Annotated in this window: 12 protein-coding genes; 4 read left to right on the top strand and 8 right to left on the bottom strand. The window is 47.2% G+C overall.

What is annotated here, in order from left to right; all coding sequences use genetic code 11:
• The first annotated feature begins 136 nt into the window (after positions 1–136).
• Together ACN0YH_RS11800 and ACN0YH_RS11795 are read left to right on the top strand one after the other, a co-directional pair.
• The gene (locus ACN0YH_RS11800; protein ID WP_417379763.1) at positions 137–1,279 is read left to right on the top strand and encodes an HlyD family secretion protein; all 1,143 of its coding nucleotides are present in this window, start codon (positions 137–139) and stop codon (positions 1,277–1,279) included.
• 335 nt (positions 1,280–1,614) lie between these two features.
• Positions 1,615–1,794, top strand: a complete 180-nt coding sequence (locus tag ACN0YH_RS11795) for a hypothetical protein (protein WP_417379762.1) — start codon at positions 1,615–1,617, stop codon at positions 1,792–1,794.
• Positions 1,795–1,909: 115 nt separating this feature from the next.
• On the opposite strand, the gene ACN0YH_RS11790 is transcribed toward ACN0YH_RS11795, so the two are convergent.
• Positions 1,910–3,100, bottom strand: a complete 1,191-nt coding sequence (locus ACN0YH_RS11790) for a M24 family metallopeptidase (protein ID WP_417379761.1) — start codon at positions 3,098–3,100, stop codon at positions 1,910–1,912.
• Between the two features lie 267 nt (positions 3,101–3,367).
• Here ACN0YH_RS11790 and thrC point away from each other — a divergent pair, with 267 nt between their 5' ends.
• Both thrC and ACN0YH_RS11780 read left to right on the top strand, forming a co-directional pair.
• A complete protein-coding gene (thrC, locus tag ACN0YH_RS11785) occupies positions 3,368–4,771 on the top strand; it encodes a threonine synthase (protein ID WP_417380082.1) in 1,404 nt (467 codons plus the stop codon).
• Between the two features lie 129 nt (positions 4,772–4,900).
• On the top strand, positions 4,901–5,395 hold the full coding sequence (locus tag ACN0YH_RS11780; RefSeq protein WP_417379760.1) for a hypothetical protein: 495 nt from the start codon (positions 4,901–4,903) through the stop codon (positions 5,393–5,395).
• Between the two features lie 14 nt (positions 5,396–5,409).
• Here the strand turns inward: ACN0YH_RS11780 and ribD are convergent, their stop codons facing one another.
• The 7 genes from ribD to ACN0YH_RS11745 form a co-directional block, all read right to left on the bottom strand.
• Positions 5,410–6,543: a bifunctional diaminohydroxyphosphoribosylaminopyrimidine deaminase/5-amino-6-(5-phosphoribosylamino)uracil reductase RibD gene (gene ribD / locus ACN0YH_RS11775; protein ID WP_417379759.1), complete on the bottom strand. Its 1,134-nt coding sequence runs from the start codon at positions 6,541–6,543 to the stop codon at positions 5,410–5,412.
• Between the two features lie 80 nt (positions 6,544–6,623).
• Complete coding sequence (locus tag ACN0YH_RS11770) at positions 6,624–8,819, bottom strand: tetratricopeptide repeat protein (RefSeq protein ID WP_417379758.1); 2,196 nt, start codon at positions 8,817–8,819, stop codon at positions 6,624–6,626.
• Positions 8,820–9,084: 265 nt separating this feature from the next.
• Positions 9,085–10,230: a trans-sulfuration enzyme family protein gene (locus ACN0YH_RS11765; RefSeq protein WP_417379757.1), complete on the bottom strand. Its 1,146-nt coding sequence runs from the start codon at positions 10,228–10,230 to the stop codon at positions 9,085–9,087.
• A 255-nt stretch (positions 10,231–10,485) separates the two neighbouring features.
• Complete coding sequence (gene cysK, locus ACN0YH_RS11760) at positions 10,486–11,415, bottom strand: cysteine synthase A (protein WP_417379756.1); 930 nt, start codon at positions 11,413–11,415, stop codon at positions 10,486–10,488.
• A 399-nt stretch (positions 11,416–11,814) separates the two neighbouring features.
• Entirely contained in the window at positions 11,815–13,137 is a 1,323-nt protein-coding gene (locus tag ACN0YH_RS11755; protein ID WP_417379755.1) for a hypothetical protein, read from the bottom strand.
• A gap of 183 nt (positions 13,138–13,320) precedes the next feature.
• Positions 13,321–15,069, bottom strand: a complete 1,749-nt coding sequence (locus tag ACN0YH_RS11750) for an Nramp family divalent metal transporter (protein ID WP_417379754.1) — start codon at positions 15,067–15,069, stop codon at positions 13,321–13,323.
• Positions 15,070–15,238: 169 nt separating this feature from the next.
• Positions 15,239–16,108, bottom strand: coding sequence for a polysaccharide deacetylase family protein (locus tag ACN0YH_RS11745; RefSeq protein WP_417379753.1), 870 nt, complete (start codon positions 16,106–16,108; stop codon positions 15,239–15,241).
• Positions 16,109–17,140 lie beyond the last annotated feature (1,032 nt).

The following is a 17,140-nucleotide window of genomic DNA, read 5'->3' as shown; positions in this document are numbered from 1 at the left end:
CGAACTGTGCGGTCGTGTGGGTTTTGCTGGTTTTGAGGTAAATTCTGGTCGTTCAGGATCCGATTCGATAAGAGGCGTGTTGTGTCACGCATGCGGGATGATTGAATGAGACTGGATGATTGTAGGACAGCCAGAAATGCCTTCTGAATTATTAGATGACTATCAGGTACAAGACCATCTTCACGAGCACCAGTCGACGTTTGGAGTTCGGGCGATTGTCATATTATTCATAGCCTTAGCAGGGGGAATATTTTGTGCCCAGTGGATACGTGGCGTTCGCGTGGAGACGTATGTGGGATCATTACAGGCCCCTAAGACCATCATCACAGCGAAAAATGATGCCATCATTCAGGACGTTCATGTCCATGAAGGTCAAACGGTTTCCAGCGGAGAAACAATTTTGACGCTGTATGACCGAAGCCTTGAGAAGAGCTGGAAGTCTAAACAGCAGGAACTGGTGATGCTTGAGTCTGAACTGGAGCAGTCTAAAGCGAAGAGTGAAGTCGAACTGGCTTTACGCAATAAAGAAATCGAATCAGAAGTCTTTAATGCCAAATTGAAATCATCTCAGTATCTTAAAGAAAAGTATATACATCAGATAACCAATCTGGCCTGGCAGGACTTTCTACAAGACTATGATTCTATTTCGAGTAACGGATCCAATGAGGATGTTTTTCGCTCGCTGGTCTATGAAAGCAGGTTACCGGACGAAAATCGAATCACAGCCATGTTGCGACAGGAATCTGCCCGAAATTCAGCCGAAGTATTTGCTGCACGCGTCAAGCTCTGTGAAGATCAGATGGAAGAATTGAAGTCAATCCAGCGGAAACTACCAGCTCAAATTCGTGTTGCCATGGGAGTCGAAGTCATTAAAAACCGCCTGGATCGAGTGAGACAGGAGTTGAAACAACTGGAATCACAGCGAGATGCTTTGCAATTGAAAGCCGGTAGGTATGGAACCGTCGGTATCTTTGCCAATGAAAAAGGGGACCCTGTCAAGAAAGGTGCTCCGATTGTGGAACTCTTTGATAAAGAGCACCCGTTTCTTGTCGTGGAAGTGCCCTCCCGGAAAATTTCCCTGTTTAACGAAGGGAAAAATGTCAAAATCATGTTTTCCGGAAATTTGAAAGGGAAAGGAACCATCCAGAGAATTTCAGAGCAGGCAATTCAACAACCTGGTTCGACAGAAAGTATTATTCTGGTGTATGTTGAACCCGCCGGACCTCTCTGGCCTGAATTCCCTATGGGGGCTACCGTCGATGTCACGCTAGAGAAATAAGGCTGATATTGGCAGATATCCGGTTCCGGTCGGTGAAATGAGCAAAATTCTAACTCTAAGCAGGCCCTGCTCTTCCGTCGTTTATCGCTTTACAGGTCTATTTTCGACTTGAATTTACACCGTATTAGATACAATATTTGTCAATTCTGGTGATTAATATCAGGAGTGGTTTTTTCACCGGAGACCTGAAACGGCTCTCTCACCTGCTTCAAATTCCTTAACCGGAATTAGCCACAGAGAGTTCAGGGAGTTCTTTAACAAATTGGGTCGCGCGGCTGCAGGAAGCTGGTTCGCCGAGTTTCATTCTCAAAACTTTTAGCGTGAGGAGAAGACCGTTGGGTATTTCAGCTACAATTCCTTTTTCAGCAGAAGAAGCAGACAGACTATCAGTCGATGCTATAGAGGAGATGAGGCTGCGCACCTGGGCAAGAAAGAACTACATTGATGTAACGCAGCGCGACGATCTCTGGCACCCCGTCATTCTGGATGAGATGCTACGTATCGATCAGGAGTAATCCCAGTTGCGCGGGACTCCAGTCAAAAGAACATTCACGCAGACAATAGCGTCTCCAACACTATCAGATCTGGTTCGGATAGAATTGGAGACGCTACAGTAAAACGGGACACAGTTTAAAACTCTGCCATTATCGGCAGGATCTCTGCCTGGCGTTTTCCTGCTGTTACATGCACCAGGTGTTCCTCATCGATGAAAACATTGACTTCACTGCGCACACCAAATTCCGGGAGATAGATTCCCGGTTCGATCGAGAAGCACGTTTGAGGTAATACCAGTCGCTCTTCATGCGTTTCCAGGTTGTCCATGTTCGCCCCATTGCCGTGCGTTTCCTGCCCGATGCTATGCCCGGTTCGATGCACAAAATATTCTCCGTAGCCGGCCGCTTCAATCACATCTCGGCATGCCTGATCAACTTCCCAGCCTTGCAGGGGATTGTTTGATTGAAACGACTGCTCCACCAGTGTGATTCCTGCATCGCGTGCAGCTGCTACAATCTGAAAAATTCGCGAGTACTTTTCCGGGACTTCTGTGCCAGTGAATCCGACACGGGTCATATCACTATAAACGCCGCGTGGCACATCCAGTTTGGCCCATAGGTCGATCAGAACGAATTCATCTTCCCGGATTAATGTTTCCTCACCAGTTCCGGTTTCGTAATGCGGGTCGCCACTGTGTGCTTCGCGCGCGACGATGGGAGGGTGGTAAGTCGTCAATCCGGTCTCTTGAAAATGCTGCATGATGACATCACACACCGCCTGTTCCTCTACACTCCCCTGCTCTCGGATTTGGGTCGCTATAAATTTCCAGGCAACTTCGAACGCTTTGTCAGTGTGGACTCCCGCTCGTTGATGCAGTTCCCACTGTTCCTGATCCCAGACAGCTTCGAATAATTGTACCAGATCACCTGAGGGAACAACGGACTCAACCGATTCACTTACAAGTTCAACCGTACCTGCGTCGACACGGGAAATATACGGATTCGCATTCCGTGGCGAGTATTCCATTGCGACCCGTTCGGTCTCCTTCAGTATTGTTTTGATTCCCGCTTCCAACTCCTGCCATTTCAGGTAGATAATTTTCTTGCCCGGTAAATGATCGAGGGCCTCGGATTCGATACGATGAACCAGTTTGACAGGTTCACCAGAACGGGGAATAAAGTAAAAAAAGCGGCGTGACCCCATCGCATCATTGGGGATATCAAGAATTCTGCGGGCCAGAATATTATTTCCGCGAAAATCGTATAACAGCCAGCCATCCAGAGAAAACTGTTCCAACGCGGCTTGTACCTTAGAAAGTTCGAACATGGATCTACTGCCTGCTGAATGAGGTTTTAATGAACGGATCAATAGAAAAGGTTGTTAATCAAATCAATGTAAGACGTTAGAAGTATTATTTCAAGATGGGAGATACGGTACATTCTTTATGATCAGGCGAACTTCCCGGAAAAACGGTTTGAATCGAGACGCTTTCTGTTGCCAATCGTAGTTGTGGTCAGGACAATATCGCCAGCAGACCAAAGTCTGTTTTAATACCAATTATCGAACCTGTCTTGAAACTGAGGAGAGAAGACGATTTCCACTGTATCGACTGAGCTTGCTTACCAGAAATGCATTTCGCCTGCCTGCGAGGCGACTTATTCCCTGGACGAAGTCTTAACCAGCTGTCCCAAGTGTGGCGAATTGCTGGATGTGAACTATCACTGGGATCAGGTTCCGGTGCCTCAGTCACTGCGGGAGTTTGAGAAACGCTGGAGTACGCGAAACAATCCCATTGATTTCAGTGGCGTCTGGAGATTCCGGGAATTACTGCCATTCGCACAGGACGACCAGATCATCACGATCGGCGAAGGCCAGACCATGCTGAAAGCATCGGCTCCCGTCGCACGTTACGCGGGACTGAATGAAGATAGCTTATACCTGCAATACGAAGGGCTGAATCCCTCAGGCAGCTTTAAAGATAACGGGATGACAGCCGCTTCCACACACGCAGTCATGGTAGGAGCGAAAGTTGCCGCATGTGCTTCAACAGGAAATACCAGTGCTTCACTGGCGATCTATTCCAGTGTCGCTCAGAAGTTCAAAGTCGTTGTATTTGTCGGCAGTGGTAAAATTGCGTTTGGAAAATTATCACAGGCGCTCGACTATGGTGCCAAAACAGTACAGATTCAGGGAGACTTTGATGACGCGCTGGCCCGGGTGCGTGAAGTTTGTACTCAGGAAGGAATTTACCTCTGTAACAGCGTGAATCCATTTCGACTGGAAGGCCAGAAGTCGATCATGTTTCGTGTTCTCGAAAGTCTGAATTGGGAAGTCCCAGATTGGATCGTGGTACCTGGTGGAAATCTCGGCAATTCCAGTGCCTTCGGCAAAGCATTTATGGAGCTGAAACAACTGGGGTTGATCGACCGCATCCCGCGACTGGCGATTATCAATGCTCAGGGAGCCAATACTCTATATCAACTCTATGAACAACACGGTCTGCGCTGGAATGGTGGTAATTATGACCTTAGTCAATCAACTGATTTTTTTACACAGATGGATGCAGAAAACCGCCGGGCTTCTACATTAGCCAGTGCAATAGAAATTAACAGGCCTGTGAATTTCTCCAAGGCTTTACGTGCTCTGGATGTCTGTGATGGGGTTGTTCGAGAAGTGGATGATCAACAGATTCTGGATGCGAAAGCACAAGTGGGTGCAGGTGGATTCGGATGTGAGCCAGCAAGTGCAGCCAGCGTCGCCGGAGCAAAACTGCTGAAAAGTGAAGGTGTGATAGCTGCCGGTGATCGCGTCGTCTGTGTTTTAACAGGACATCAGCTGAAAGACCCGAATGCCACCGTTGCCTATCATTCAGCAACTGATGAACATATGGATGAGAAACTATCGAGCCATGGAGTGAATACAGCTCCTTTTTCCAACGGACCTATTGTCGTTGAAAATGATTTAGATAAAATAATAGATGTCATTCGATCATTTTAAGATGATACACAGAAGGTAAATAAAACTGAATTTGGATTCTTTTTCCTGACACATTAGATTGTGGCTCAGGTTGAGATAAATATTAATTAAAATTCCACTGCTGGTGGGAAAAAGTGTAAGGGGCACGGGATGAGTTCACCCTTTGAGGAATTGGAATATCTAGCTGATTTTCTCCCGGAGGAGGGAGAGTCTGTGATTGTTTCACGCAATCACGGTGAACTGATCTGCGAGAATTTTCAGAAGGAGCGTCCTCTCGACGAAATGGCAAGTCCCGAATTTTATGGCCATCTCGTACACGCCAATGAGCGTCTGAACGCACTGGTAGCCCGCCCTGTGTGGATCTCGATTCTGGCCTGGTTCTGGACCTGTGTCGTGATCCATGAGTCGCTTGGTCTGGGATGGGGGGGCTGGTATATCGATCTGGGATTGGGACTGGTGGCGATGGCCGCCAGTTACGCCGCCATTCGGTTGCGCCAGGACCGCTATTTCAAACACGAAGTCCGCCCTACTCTGAATCGCCAGATGTATGGCAGCAATCTGAGTAAGTATGCGTTAGTAGGAGTAATCAGACAACGCCCTGAGTTGCGCACTTTGCTCGATACACTCTCACGCTCGCTGCATTAACCAGTTGGACTCGCTCATGCGGGGTACTCAAGCAGACCATTCACATATAGGTCTGAATCCAGCTGTTGGATCTGATTCTCACGAATGTTATGTAGTTCAGGAATCATCTCCAGACCTTTACCGGCAATGGGGGTCACTGCCTTTGCCCCACCAATAATCTTCGGTGCGATAAAGACATGGACTTCATCAATGAGTCTTTGATCAAAGCAGGAGCCCAGTAAACTGCCTCCCCCTTCTACCAGAATATTTGTCATTTCCCGTCGAGACAGTTCCTGCATGCATTGTTGCAGGTTTGGTTGACTCTCCATTTCGCTGGCGGAACCGGGAATCTGCAATACTTCAACTCCTGCTTGTTCCAGTAGGTTGATCTTTTCTTGAGAAGCTGAGGGGTGCGCGACAACAATTACAGGCGCCTCGGCAACGGTCTGAATCAGTCGGGATTGAATCGAAAGGCTGGCCTGCGAATCGATGATAATACGGGCCGGTATTCGTTTACCGGGTGGTCGGGCTGTGAGTAGTGGATCATCGGCAACTGCTGTTTTTTGGCCGACAATGATTCCATCCATACGGCCTCGTAATTCATGCACCCGTTCCCGTGAGCGTTGATTAGAGATCCACTGTGAATGGCCCGTCCGTGTTGCAATTTTCCCATCCAGTGTCATCGCCCACTTGGCATGGATCCAGGGCAAGCCTTGCGTCACTCGTTTCACAAACGGGCGGACCAGAGCTAGCGCCTCTGGTTCCAGCAGACCAACATCCACTTCGATGCCTGCTTGTTTCAGTTCTTGAATACCACCACCGTCAACGTGAGGTGCCGGATCGCGCATCGCAATCACGGCTTTTTTTATCCCCGCCCGGATCAGGGCCTGAGAACAGGGACCGGTTTTGCCCTGATGACAACAGGGTTCGAGCGTGACATAAATGGTTTTGCCCCGAGACTGATTGCCAGCCATGTTAAGTGCGTGGATTTCTGCATGGGGGCCTCCACACTCTTGATGATATCCTTCACCAATCAAACGCAGATTGTCATCCACAATTACCGATCCAACAGCAGGGTTGGGTTCAACGGAGCCTGCACCCAGACGAGCCAGCTCCAAGGCACGCTGCATGACGTCTTCGGGACTGGAAAACACTCTGATAGGATCCACAGTCTGATATACTTTCCTGCAGGGACCGATTTGAAAAAATGGTACTCGAAATGATTAACTTAAATCGGACTCGGTTCTACTCAGGATTGCCCCGGGATCCAGAGTTTCTGTCCGGAGTCTGTATCGGGAGCAGCATCACCGGGTGACCAGATCCCCTCACCAGAGGCATTTCCGCCGGGCTTGCCTGTATCTAACAGTGAAGCCTCTTTCATCCATGGAACATCCAATTCAAAGGCTTGGGCAAAGGCCATGAGGTATTCTTTGATTTGAGGTGTTTTTTTACCATATTTATCCCAGATTTCTTTCATAAAGTCAGAAAGCCCAGGATCAGAGGTGTCTTCCAGTCGGAAGGAAAGTTCGCGCATTTTCCACTGCATTTCATTTTCAAATGCTTTATCGGGTTGTGACTGCGAATTCTCCTGTCCTTTTTTGATCCAGGTCAGCATTTCCCCTCGTTGATTTTTTTTATGGCAGATCTCTGTCAGTGTCGTGTAGACTCGATCCAGATCCACTTCTTTTTTGCATTCGTCACGATTGAGTACTTCGATCAAAACATCATAGAGAAAGCGGGGATGCCGAATCAGCAGAGCGCGATTGAATATATACATCAACTGTGAATCGCTGAGTACTTTTGGAGGAATCCGGTTTTGCGTCATCGAAGAGCAGGTATTGAAATGGGAAGACTCATTTACTTCCAGGCTGGGCAACTCGGTCAGACCAAGCTCTGGGTCGAGTTCTGAAAAGTCCAGAAAATGTCCCAGAGACAGGGTTTGTGCATCAAGAACATACGCAGCCGCTGTCAAAGCCATTTTCAAGTCTTCATCGGAGGCAGCTTCTTTGGGAGTTTTTCCATTCAGACCGGCCAGTTTTGTATGGGGCCAGGTTTCAGAAAGAAGTTTTTTCCACTGTAGGGCCTCCAGTTCTCGCCGTTTGATAATCGGCATTTTTTGAGGGAAGCTCCAGCGAAAAAAGAGCGGCCATTGCTCTATCGGGATGGGGGAAAGTGGATTCCCGTTTTCTTCGCTGTCACGTTCTACGACTTTTAAACCACAGTCTGATTTGCCCTGATCGCCTAGCGCTTCGTCAAAGAGATTCTCTGCAAGCGTCCGTTGATCGCCTTCATACGCATACAGATGAATCAGCGCTGGTTGACCGATTTGTCGATCTGCATCGAAGACATCAATATCGCCAATGACCGTTGGAACATTTTCAAGTGTAATATTTTCCCCCTTCGATTCGGCATCGACGGGAGTGTTGGTGATCTGGAAGTAGGCAATGGGGCTGTTTTCTTCCGGATTCTGCTCCTGCGGAGGAGGTACGTTGCCGCGTAATATTTGTGGATGCTGTTCCAGCAGAGTCAGAAAGCGTGAAATGGATTCCACTTCGAATATATTTTCAATGGAATTGATCACGTCCGCAGTATTATTGAGGTCGAGTAACTGCGCCAGCGTTTCCAGTTCAACCGCTTCAGCAAAATCCGTTTCGAGGCTGGCTGCCTGGTGAAACAGTTCAGCAGCTTTGACTTCATCTGTAGCCCAGGCATAGCAAAAGGCTGTATTTTTCCAGAGTGTGACCAGTCCAGCAGTTTCCGCCAGTTGTTTAAAAAGCCCTGCCGCAGATCGATAGCAGCCAAAATTCGCCAGGCGTTGGGCTTTTTCAAATGTGGCTTGTTGCTCTGTGTCTTCCAGAGTACATCGTTCCAGAATATGGACACCCCGAAACTGGTAGGGAATTTGATCATCTCCGTCAAACTCCAGCAGATTCATGAACAGGTTCTGCTGATATTCCTGAGAGGCAACTCGCATCGCCAAGGCAAAATGTTCGCGAGCAGCCAGGTAGTATCCTCGCATCTGCAGTGCGATGGCAATGCTGATGGCCAATGGAGTTGCCAGGCTGACATCTACGGCTGCACATTTCTGAAACGCGGTATAAATCGTTTTTTGTGAATGCTTATAACCATAAGCCAGGAAAGAAGAAGTTGCCAGTAGCGAATGGGCAGCCGGGTGATCCGGGTCATGCTCAAGGCATTGAGTTAACGGGGCAATCGCGTCTTCAAACCGTCGTTCTGCCATCAGGATCTGAGCTTCAGTGATGAAGCTTAAAGGCTGATCTGGATGATTCTTTTTGAGCCGATCCAGTAGTTGTAACGCAGTTGCTGTCTGATGAGTTTCATGCAGATGCGAAATCTTACTGATTTCATCGCCGACAGAATGACAGCAGAATTTATATTTTTTACCACTGTTACATGGACAGGGATCGTAGGAATCTATACTCATAACCTCGGCCTTCTTAGCTTCCTGAAGGTTAAACTGTGGAAAAAGTATCTTGATCGGAAAACAGTCTGATCGATACAGGATCGAAGTAGAGTTTCATTGGAATCAAATTTTTAACCCAATAGAACATCATATCACAATGGAAACGCATATTGCACGCGCTCAGTGCTTACTTCTATGAGAATTCACTGACTCCCTGCAGCAGTGGAACGAAGTTCGACTTCATTTCACTGCTTTTGTAATCAGGAAGTCACAAGCGACGCTCAGATCAACTGTCTAAAGCCTGTTTCAGATCGGCGACAAGGTCTTCAGGGCTTTCGATCCCCACTGAAACTCGTACTGTTTTTTCTGTGATGCCGGCAGCACGGCGTGCTTCCAGCGTCATTGATGCATGGCTCATGCTTTCGGGGTATTCAATTAAGGATTCTACACCACCCAGTGATTCTGCCAGCAGGAACAACTTGGAATTGAGCATGACTTTTTCAGCAACAGGGCGGCCGTCCTGCACATCGAAACTCAGCATGCCTCCAAACCCATCCTGTTGTCGTTTTGCCAACTCATGGTGAGGATGAGATTCCAGGCCCGGATAATAGACCCGCTCTACTTTAGGATGGGATTCCAGCATTCGTGCTAAGGTCATTGCTCCACGCTGGTGTGCTTCCATGCGTGGTCCCAGGGTTTTAATTCCCCTTAATACCAGCCAGGCATCAAAGGGAGCACAACCCAGACCCAGGGCATTCGATACATAAGCAACGCGTTCGGCCAGTTCTTCAGTACGCGAGACAACACAACCTCCTACAACATCGGAATGACCATTTAAGTATTTTGTTGTCGAATGCAAAACGAGATCAACACCGAATTCAATAGGTCGCTGCAGATAAGGAGAACAAAAAGTATTGTCAGCGATAGTCAAAATATCTGAATCGGAATTGGCGGCAATCTGAGTCACAGCTTTAATATCAACCAGGTTCAACAGAGGGTTACTGGGAGTCTCAATCCAGATCGCTTTGGTTTCTGGCGTGATAGCTGACTGAACATTTTCCGCGTCACTCATTTTTACAAACGAAAATGTAATCCCCCACTTGGTGAAAACATCCGCAAACAGTCGATAGGTGCCACCATAAATATCATCACCGGCAATGATATGGTCGCCAGGCTTAAACAGATGCATCGCCAGAGTAATGGCAGCCATCCCGGTCGCTGTGGCCCGGCAGGAAACTCCCCCTTCTAAAGCAGCAATATTCTCTTCCATGGCGCTGCGGGTCGGGTTGCCACTTCGGGTGTAATCAAATCCCTTGTGGCTTTCCAGGCTGTCCCAGTAGAAAGTTGATGAGGTATAGATTGGCGTTGTACAGCTGTTAAAAGTACTGTCCTTATCAACTCCGGTATGTACGCACTTGGTTTCAAAACGCATGGTTAACTATCCAAATCTGTGTGAATATCTGAAAAAATCCCCGTAACTATTGCTGACTGACGTGCTGTGACGAAAGACACCGATCTAGTCTGGGGGTTCTATGTGATTTCTGTTTTAAAGAAGAATACAGCCGCTGACCGCTGGTGGCTACCGTTCCGGCAGGAGAACTGGATGTAAAGATCTTTGTACAGCAGTTCTTTGCTGGAAACCTGTCCGGAACTGATTCTCTTCAATTTCTTGTAGCAGCAGAAACGTTCAACGTGCATCATCAAACAGTGATGTGGAAAGATAACGTTCACCAGAGTCGGGCAAAATGACGACAATGGTTTTACCTTCCGCTTCCGGACGCTTTGCGATCTCCAGAGCTGCATGCATCGCGGCACCACAACTGATTCCACAAGTGATCCCTTCGCGTCGGGCAAGTTGACTGGCCATATCAAACGCTTCGTCATCAGTGACTTGAATGACTTCATCAATCAGCGATGTATCACAGTTACCGGGAATAAAACCTGCTCCGATCCCCTGGATTTTATGTTTTCCAGGCTCACCGCCGGAGAGGACTGGGCTGCTGGTAGGTTCAACAGCAATAGATTTTACTTTCAATCCCTGCTCCTGTTTTAGAAATTGGGAGACGCCTGTGATCGTTCCCCCCGTGCCGACACCTGCAACGAAGTAATCAATCTGACCTTCGGTGTCTTTCAGAATTTCGGGGCCGGTTGTCTTGAAGTGAATTTCCGGGTTGGCTGGATTTTCAAATTGCTGTGGCATGAAAAATTCAGGGCTGGCTGCCAGTTCCTCTGCTTTTTGGATGGCGCCCTTCATTCCATCTGCGCCAGGAGTGAGGACCAGATTCGCGCCAAAGCCTTTCAGCATCAGTCGACGCTCCACCGACATGGAATCTGGCATGGTGAGTGTTAATTGATATCCCCGTGCCGCACAAACAAAGGCAAGAGCAATTCCTGTATTACCACTGGTTGGCTCAACGACCTGCATGCCCGGCTTCAACTTTCCGCTTTTTTCCGCGTCCCAGATCATGTTGGCTCCAATCCGGCATTTCACACTGTAGGCAGGATTTCGTCCTTCAATTTTTGCCAGTACCGTCGCCTTAAGTCCTTCAGTCAGGTGATTGATTTTAACCAGCGGAGTTCGGCCGATTGTTTCAGAATTATCATTGAATATGGACATGTCTATTTCTTTCGATCAGAGGAACTTCCAGACGATTTACAATAGCGGAGCAGGCACCGCATTAGATATTTTTGTCACGTAAACAGTGACGGGACTGAGATTTGACAGTCCTCGCCAGATCGCCTGTATTATGTAAAATCACGGAATTTGAGGCAATCCCTTTTCGACAGACTCAGTAATGGAAGTCCAACTCATTACAAAATAGCTGATGAAAGCCTGATCTGAAGGTATTAGGACCGACGCAACAGGGATATTAGACTGTGTCCAGGTTTACTGGAGCAGCTCCGGGGTATCTGGACTGGCTATCCAAATACGAGAGATCTCACGGTAAAAAGTGATGCGATTGAGAAGTATTAAAGGCTGAGAAAGGACTCAAAACCGTCGCGGAAGTGGATATCTTTATGGTTCGACATCCGGAAATGTTGATGTGAAGGGAGCTGATGGACCGAGTTTCAATTTCGTTGTCGTATTTTCTCGTCCAGATGGTAACACAACGAGACCCTCTGGTTCCACTTTCAGAGGACCGACATGGGAGTTGGAATCCTCTTTTGATGTCGCCACATAATCTGAAAACTGCCCGACCTGAAAAAGTGTATTCTGCCAGCTGATCTGACCTGGTGTATAATAATTGTAGTCAAAATAGGAACGCTTTGAATTCGATTTCAGGGTGGTTTTGCAATCAATAATTGCTGTCTGCGTCATATGGCAGAAGCTGGTAGAATCTATAGTCAGGCCAGTCTGCGAATCAGAGATGACCGAACGTTCTAAGATAACGGTTGCGCCATTGCGAACACTCAATCCCGTCTGATTTCCGTTTCCAAATAGCGATACATTTTGTCCAAATAGTATTGTCTTGCAGAGAGGATTGTGTTCTGAACCAATTAAGTGTCTTGGAACTGAGCCTGCAATATCGATTTCTTTTTGAACGCTGTCTCTGATCTGGCAATCAACAAGGGAATGATAGCCTCCTACCAGGCTGACTCCAATCTGGTTTCGCTCTGCCAGTACGCCGTTATAAACTGACCGCGAAGCGTTCACGTCTTGAATGCCAAAAAAGTTATCATGGACATAAGCATTTTGAACGATCAATCCACCTGATTCATGAATCGAAATTCCATCGTCACCGTTATGGCGGGCGATCACATTTTCAAGTCGAATGCCGCGACAGTCGCCGTGGATATTAAATCCGTCATTTGAGAAAAATTCAGCTGACAGATTGCGACAGACGATATAGCTGGCGCTGGTGAGTGTGAAACCGCTGACTCGTAATGTTGCTTCCAGTTCATAGTCAGCCGGTTGCTTTCCGGGAGCGCAAAGAAAATAGATTTTATTTCCACTGCGGTCCCAGTAATGCTGACCTGTCTGGAGGAGTTCCTGCCTTTTGACTTGAGGTACGCGTTTACCTCGCGATACAAGAAAGGGATTCCCATAAGGGGTTTTTTCAAGTGGGAACACATACAGGTTTTCAGAGACGTTTTCCCATTTGGGTGCGTCGATAGTTCTCAATCCAGATAATACGGCCCCATTCCCTTCGACGATAAATGGACGATCAGGCCGCCCTCCCAAATTGCGGAACAGCATGGTTTCCTGGTAGGGGATCCCTGTGTTAGCGAGTTCCAGAGTATCACTGGTTTCTGCAAAAGAGATCGCTTTGGAGATCGTGGCAACTGCAGTCGCTTGTGTGATTCCATCATGATTATCATTACCAGTCTGATTATTCACAAACCAGGTTGCAGCATCTGCGGATGAAATAGCTGGTGAACCTGCCAGTAGCCAGACAATTAGCAGGCAACTATAAAGTCGTATAGAGAGGGATGGCTGCTTAAATAAAGAGAAGAGAGCTGAGGAGTGCATGTGATGGGCCTGGAAATTACCTGAGGGCAGTAGGGTAGTGGAGGATTAAACTTAGAAGAAAGAAGAAAAATAAGGAATAATCTGCACGCGAAAAGCCTGCAGACTGAAGTATCCAAAGAATGCTGCGGCCCAAACCATCGCTATAAATCGAATCGGGCTGGTACTGATACTGCGACTGAGAATTTTCGAGTTCATATATAACAGGATCATCGAATACAAAAACATCACGCCTCCGTTCATAGCCGCTGATGTTTCGATCAGAAACAGAGGTTGTTTGAAGTGTGGATTGACAGAACCGTAAAGCAGGATTGCAGAACCCAACAGAATCTCGCCCCAGAGAAAGCAGTAGTATAACTTACTCAGTGACCAGTTTGCATTATTTCTGAGATAATTGACTTTCAGGATATCAGCTGAAATACGCGCGGTCGCATCCAGCACACCCAGTTCGGTAGTCAGTAAGATGGCTGCTCCCATCAGAAGAAACATTAACTTGAAGGTACCGCCGAGACGTCCTTCCAGCAAGATAGCCTGTCCCCAGATGAAATTGAGACCGGTCCCAAACTGGGAGACTCCTTCTTTTAATTGTCCGTCGGCGTTATAGAACAAAGAATAAGAAATCAGAGATAATAAAATCAGGCATGCCAGACAAGTCAGGAAGAAACTGAAAAAGTGCTCAATATTGGCAGCCCGCCACCACTGCTTCCAGCGAGTCTGATTTTCAGGAGTGTGTTTGAAATGGTAGCCAACTTCGCTGACTGCTTCTTCCTGCCCGGTAATCGGACTGGTTATGCGTCCGATAAATTTGCCCATGCCGTAACCTTTGTCTTTGATGAAATTACTCTGTCCGAGATTCATCGTGCCACCTGCGCCGGCAAAAGCCAGTGCCCCGAGTAATGCCATCGTTTTCAAGCCACTCGATTCATCGGGCATCTGACCGAAATTGACAGCACCTTTCATCATGGAAGTGACTGCGTAGGGCTCAATCAGATAAATGCCCAGGATCACTGCAATGACAAAGATCATGCCTACCAGAAAGATTTGAATTTTTTCAACCGTGTTATAAACGACGGGTCCAGTCGTTAATACAATGCCAACCAGTAGCAGACCAGCGATTCCCAGGAAAGAGCTGTATTTAGCCTCGTACTGCAAATCTTGCCCCTGGTTGATTTTTTCATATAGTTCCGGCGCATGATTATGAATTTGATTCTGTGTGAATGTATTGCCAAGTGTCTCGCGTTCTTGGGCACTCATTTTTCCGCGCCATTTCAAAACTCCAGTTTCAGTCGAGTACTCAATTTTTTCAGATGGCAGACGATCCTGGGAAAACTGAGTAGGCGTTGGATCGATTTGAACACTGGCAATCGTCTCAGGCCCGAAAAAAGTCCAGCTGAGCATCGTACCTGCACCGGTGGCCCAGCCCGGCCACGCCCAGGGTATGATGTTCAACAGCAGCATGATCCAGGCCCAGTGTTTATTCAGTCGACAGAATCCGGTGATGGCACTTTCCCCCGTTGCCAGCGTCCAGCGCTCAATTTCCATATTCATGAAAAATTGTGTGAGTACACCCAGTAGACAGGCCCAGAAGAAGACGAAGCCAGTTTTATAGGTGATATAAGGCCAGAGCACGAATTCTCCCGATCCCAGTGAGAGACCTGCCAGCATAATGCTGGGGCCAATCATTTTTCGCCAGGAGATCGCCGGAGGAAGGTCCTGATATTTCAGAGGAGGTAGAGACTGATGTGGTATGACCTCATCGGGTACCAGTTCTTCTTCAAGATCAGGTTGGCTATGATCGGACATGGGAGTGTCTTTCGTGAACGGCGAGCGGGATTCAGAAGGTTTTTAATTCTAAGCAGATTGGTACAGGTTCGCCACTCAACTCGTATGTCACCAGCAAAAAGACAGGAAACGAGCGATGTCGTAAGCTGGGGTGAAATTCAGCCTGCCAGGACTGATTTTCAGAGGGAACTCAAGACTGGTTCCGAGACACTCGTTTTGCGATGTCACTTAAACCAACCAGCTCTGCCCTGCCGCGTGACTGATCGACCAGTTTGCAGATTAATTTGATGGTTTCGAAATGTGGGTCTTCGACATACATGATTGATGGATGACATAAGAAATCGAAGACACCTCCCTGCTCGATCACCTGTTGAATACAGAGTTCGACCGACTTCAGAAAATATTCCAACTTCCAGAAACTGGTACGAAATGCCCCGACATCGCTGATGGGGCTCATGGGAATTTCAACCAGACCAGATGGATAAATATAAGGTTGAGCTTCTTTCTGTGCAGAGAGAATAGACTGATAAATATCGTTGTCCGGTTCCGTCTTGGGAGGACTGTATTTGTGTCTGGGATATTTGGAACTGACCCAGGAGAAGCCTTCTGCTAATAGCATATTTTGTAAGTCTGCGCGATCATTCAATGCTGTAGTGGATCCTCCCGGGGTCCGGAATCCATCAGGTGAAATATTCAGTCGCTGTTTCATTGCCTCCGTTGTCAGGCGAATATTCTGACGAATGACTTGATCAGCTGTCTTTCCACCCAAAAGCCAGGGAGAACGCTGGAAACGAAACTGTGTTTTCTCAGCCTCCGTTGCCCAGACATTAACATGATCATAAGTGTGATTGCCAATCGGGTGTCCCAACTCAGAGATCGTTTTCAACCATTTGACATCTTCCTGTTCCAGAACGCGTCCTACACAAAAGTAATGGATGATTCCATTCAATCCGGATGCTATTTCAGCCGCCTTTAATGAATAGGTTTTCGTTTCCTGGTTCAAGTTCCCTTTTTGAAAATCCCATTCCATCATTTCACGTTGCGGATACTGGCGACTCATTTCCAGGTCAAAGGTAATTGCGATTTGTGCTTTCGGGGTAACATGAGATTCAGAGGCCCTTGAATTGTAGTTCTGAACTCCAAGAGTGCTGGCAATAACTGAGCTCAAGAAAGAGCGACGTGATAGTGAGAAATTGAAATCTGTTTTTAAACGATTTTGAAAGTCCATCATGAGTCCTGAGCTGATCAGTAAGTTCGTATTTGTCAGTACAGACGCCCGATTATATAACAGAAAATAAATGTTTCATCAGGATTTTACACGATGGGTAGAATTGTAAATTTCTAATATAATATAGAGCTATAAAACAGGCATCATTCTGTGATATTTCGTTTCCGGGGGGCCAACAAAAAAACAACTTGTATATTGATTTGTTCAGGGTTTCCTGGTACAATCAATTCCGTTGTCTGGGAGTGGTTTTTAGCCACATTTCCATTTCTGCCTGGGGGCAGCCGCGGAGTGACCGCTGTAGGTGTCACTAAATATTTATCGCGTCATTCTATCCATCATGCGTCCTTCCTGACTCTTAGGAAACGCTCCTTCATTCTTTTGAAGCATACGGTTTGCGTCAGAGGTACGCGCTGCTGCAACTGATAGAAAGCGAGATAAATCACTGGTAGGTTTTGATCTCATGACGGAATCAAGCACATACATTGAGTCTGATAGATTTGCATTCGAACTAGTGGCTAACCTTGCCAAGTCTCCAGGAGCTTTTCCACAAACTGGAAAATACAGCAGTAAGATCTGGGCTCAGCTTTTTGGAATGACGGAGAAGAATTTCAAGGAACTCTTAAAAGAGACCAGGATACCCTACTTTAAATTTGGCAGTAATATCATTGTGGATGCTCAAGATTTCTGGTCAGGTCAAACACATCGAGAAGTCTAAGCTCACGTTGTTCACCATTGAGTCTCCTTTAGACCCAATGCAACACAGGTAGCTTTCACTTTTTGAAGTGTTGTGCGATGGCCCAAGACTGGCGGACTCCTGAAGAATACTTCAGAATCTTCTTAGGAGGAATTTATGAGCAAGGAGTC

It is taken from the genome of Gimesia sp., assembly GCF_048262075.1.
Classification (GTDB): Bacteria; Planctomycetota; Planctomycetia; order Planctomycetales; family Planctomycetaceae; genus Gimesia.
Note: the sequence above shows the minus strand (reverse complement) of the source record. Positions and strands in the feature narration are given on the sequence as shown.

Coding starts and splice junctions, on each gene's coding strand:
- cysK (WP_417379756.1), bottom strand. CDS start 11,415: ATGTCCATATTCAATGATAATTCTGAAACAATCGGCCGAACTCCGCTG.
- ACN0YH_RS11745 (WP_417379753.1), bottom strand. CDS start 16,108: ATGAGTCGCCAGTATCCGCAACGTGAAATGATGGAATGGGATTTTCAA.
- ACN0YH_RS11780 (WP_417379760.1), top strand. CDS start 4,901: ATGAGTTCACCCTTTGAGGAATTGGAATATCTAGCTGATTTTCTCCCG.
- ACN0YH_RS11800 (WP_417379763.1), top strand. CDS start 137: ATGCCTTCTGAATTATTAGATGACTATCAGGTACAAGACCATCTTCAC.
- ACN0YH_RS11765 (WP_417379757.1), bottom strand. CDS start 10,230: ATGCGTTTTGAAACCAAGTGCGTACATACCGGAGTTGATAAGGACAGT.
- ACN0YH_RS11790 (WP_417379761.1), bottom strand. CDS start 3,100: ATGTTCGAACTTTCTAAGGTACAAGCCGCGTTGGAACAGTTTTCTCTG.
- ACN0YH_RS11750 (WP_417379754.1), bottom strand. CDS start 15,069: ATGTCCGATCATAGCCAACCTGATCTTGAAGAAGAACTGGTACCCGAT.
- ACN0YH_RS11770 (WP_417379758.1), bottom strand. CDS start 8,819: ATGAGTATAGATTCCTACGATCCCTGTCCATGTAACAGTGGTAAAAAA.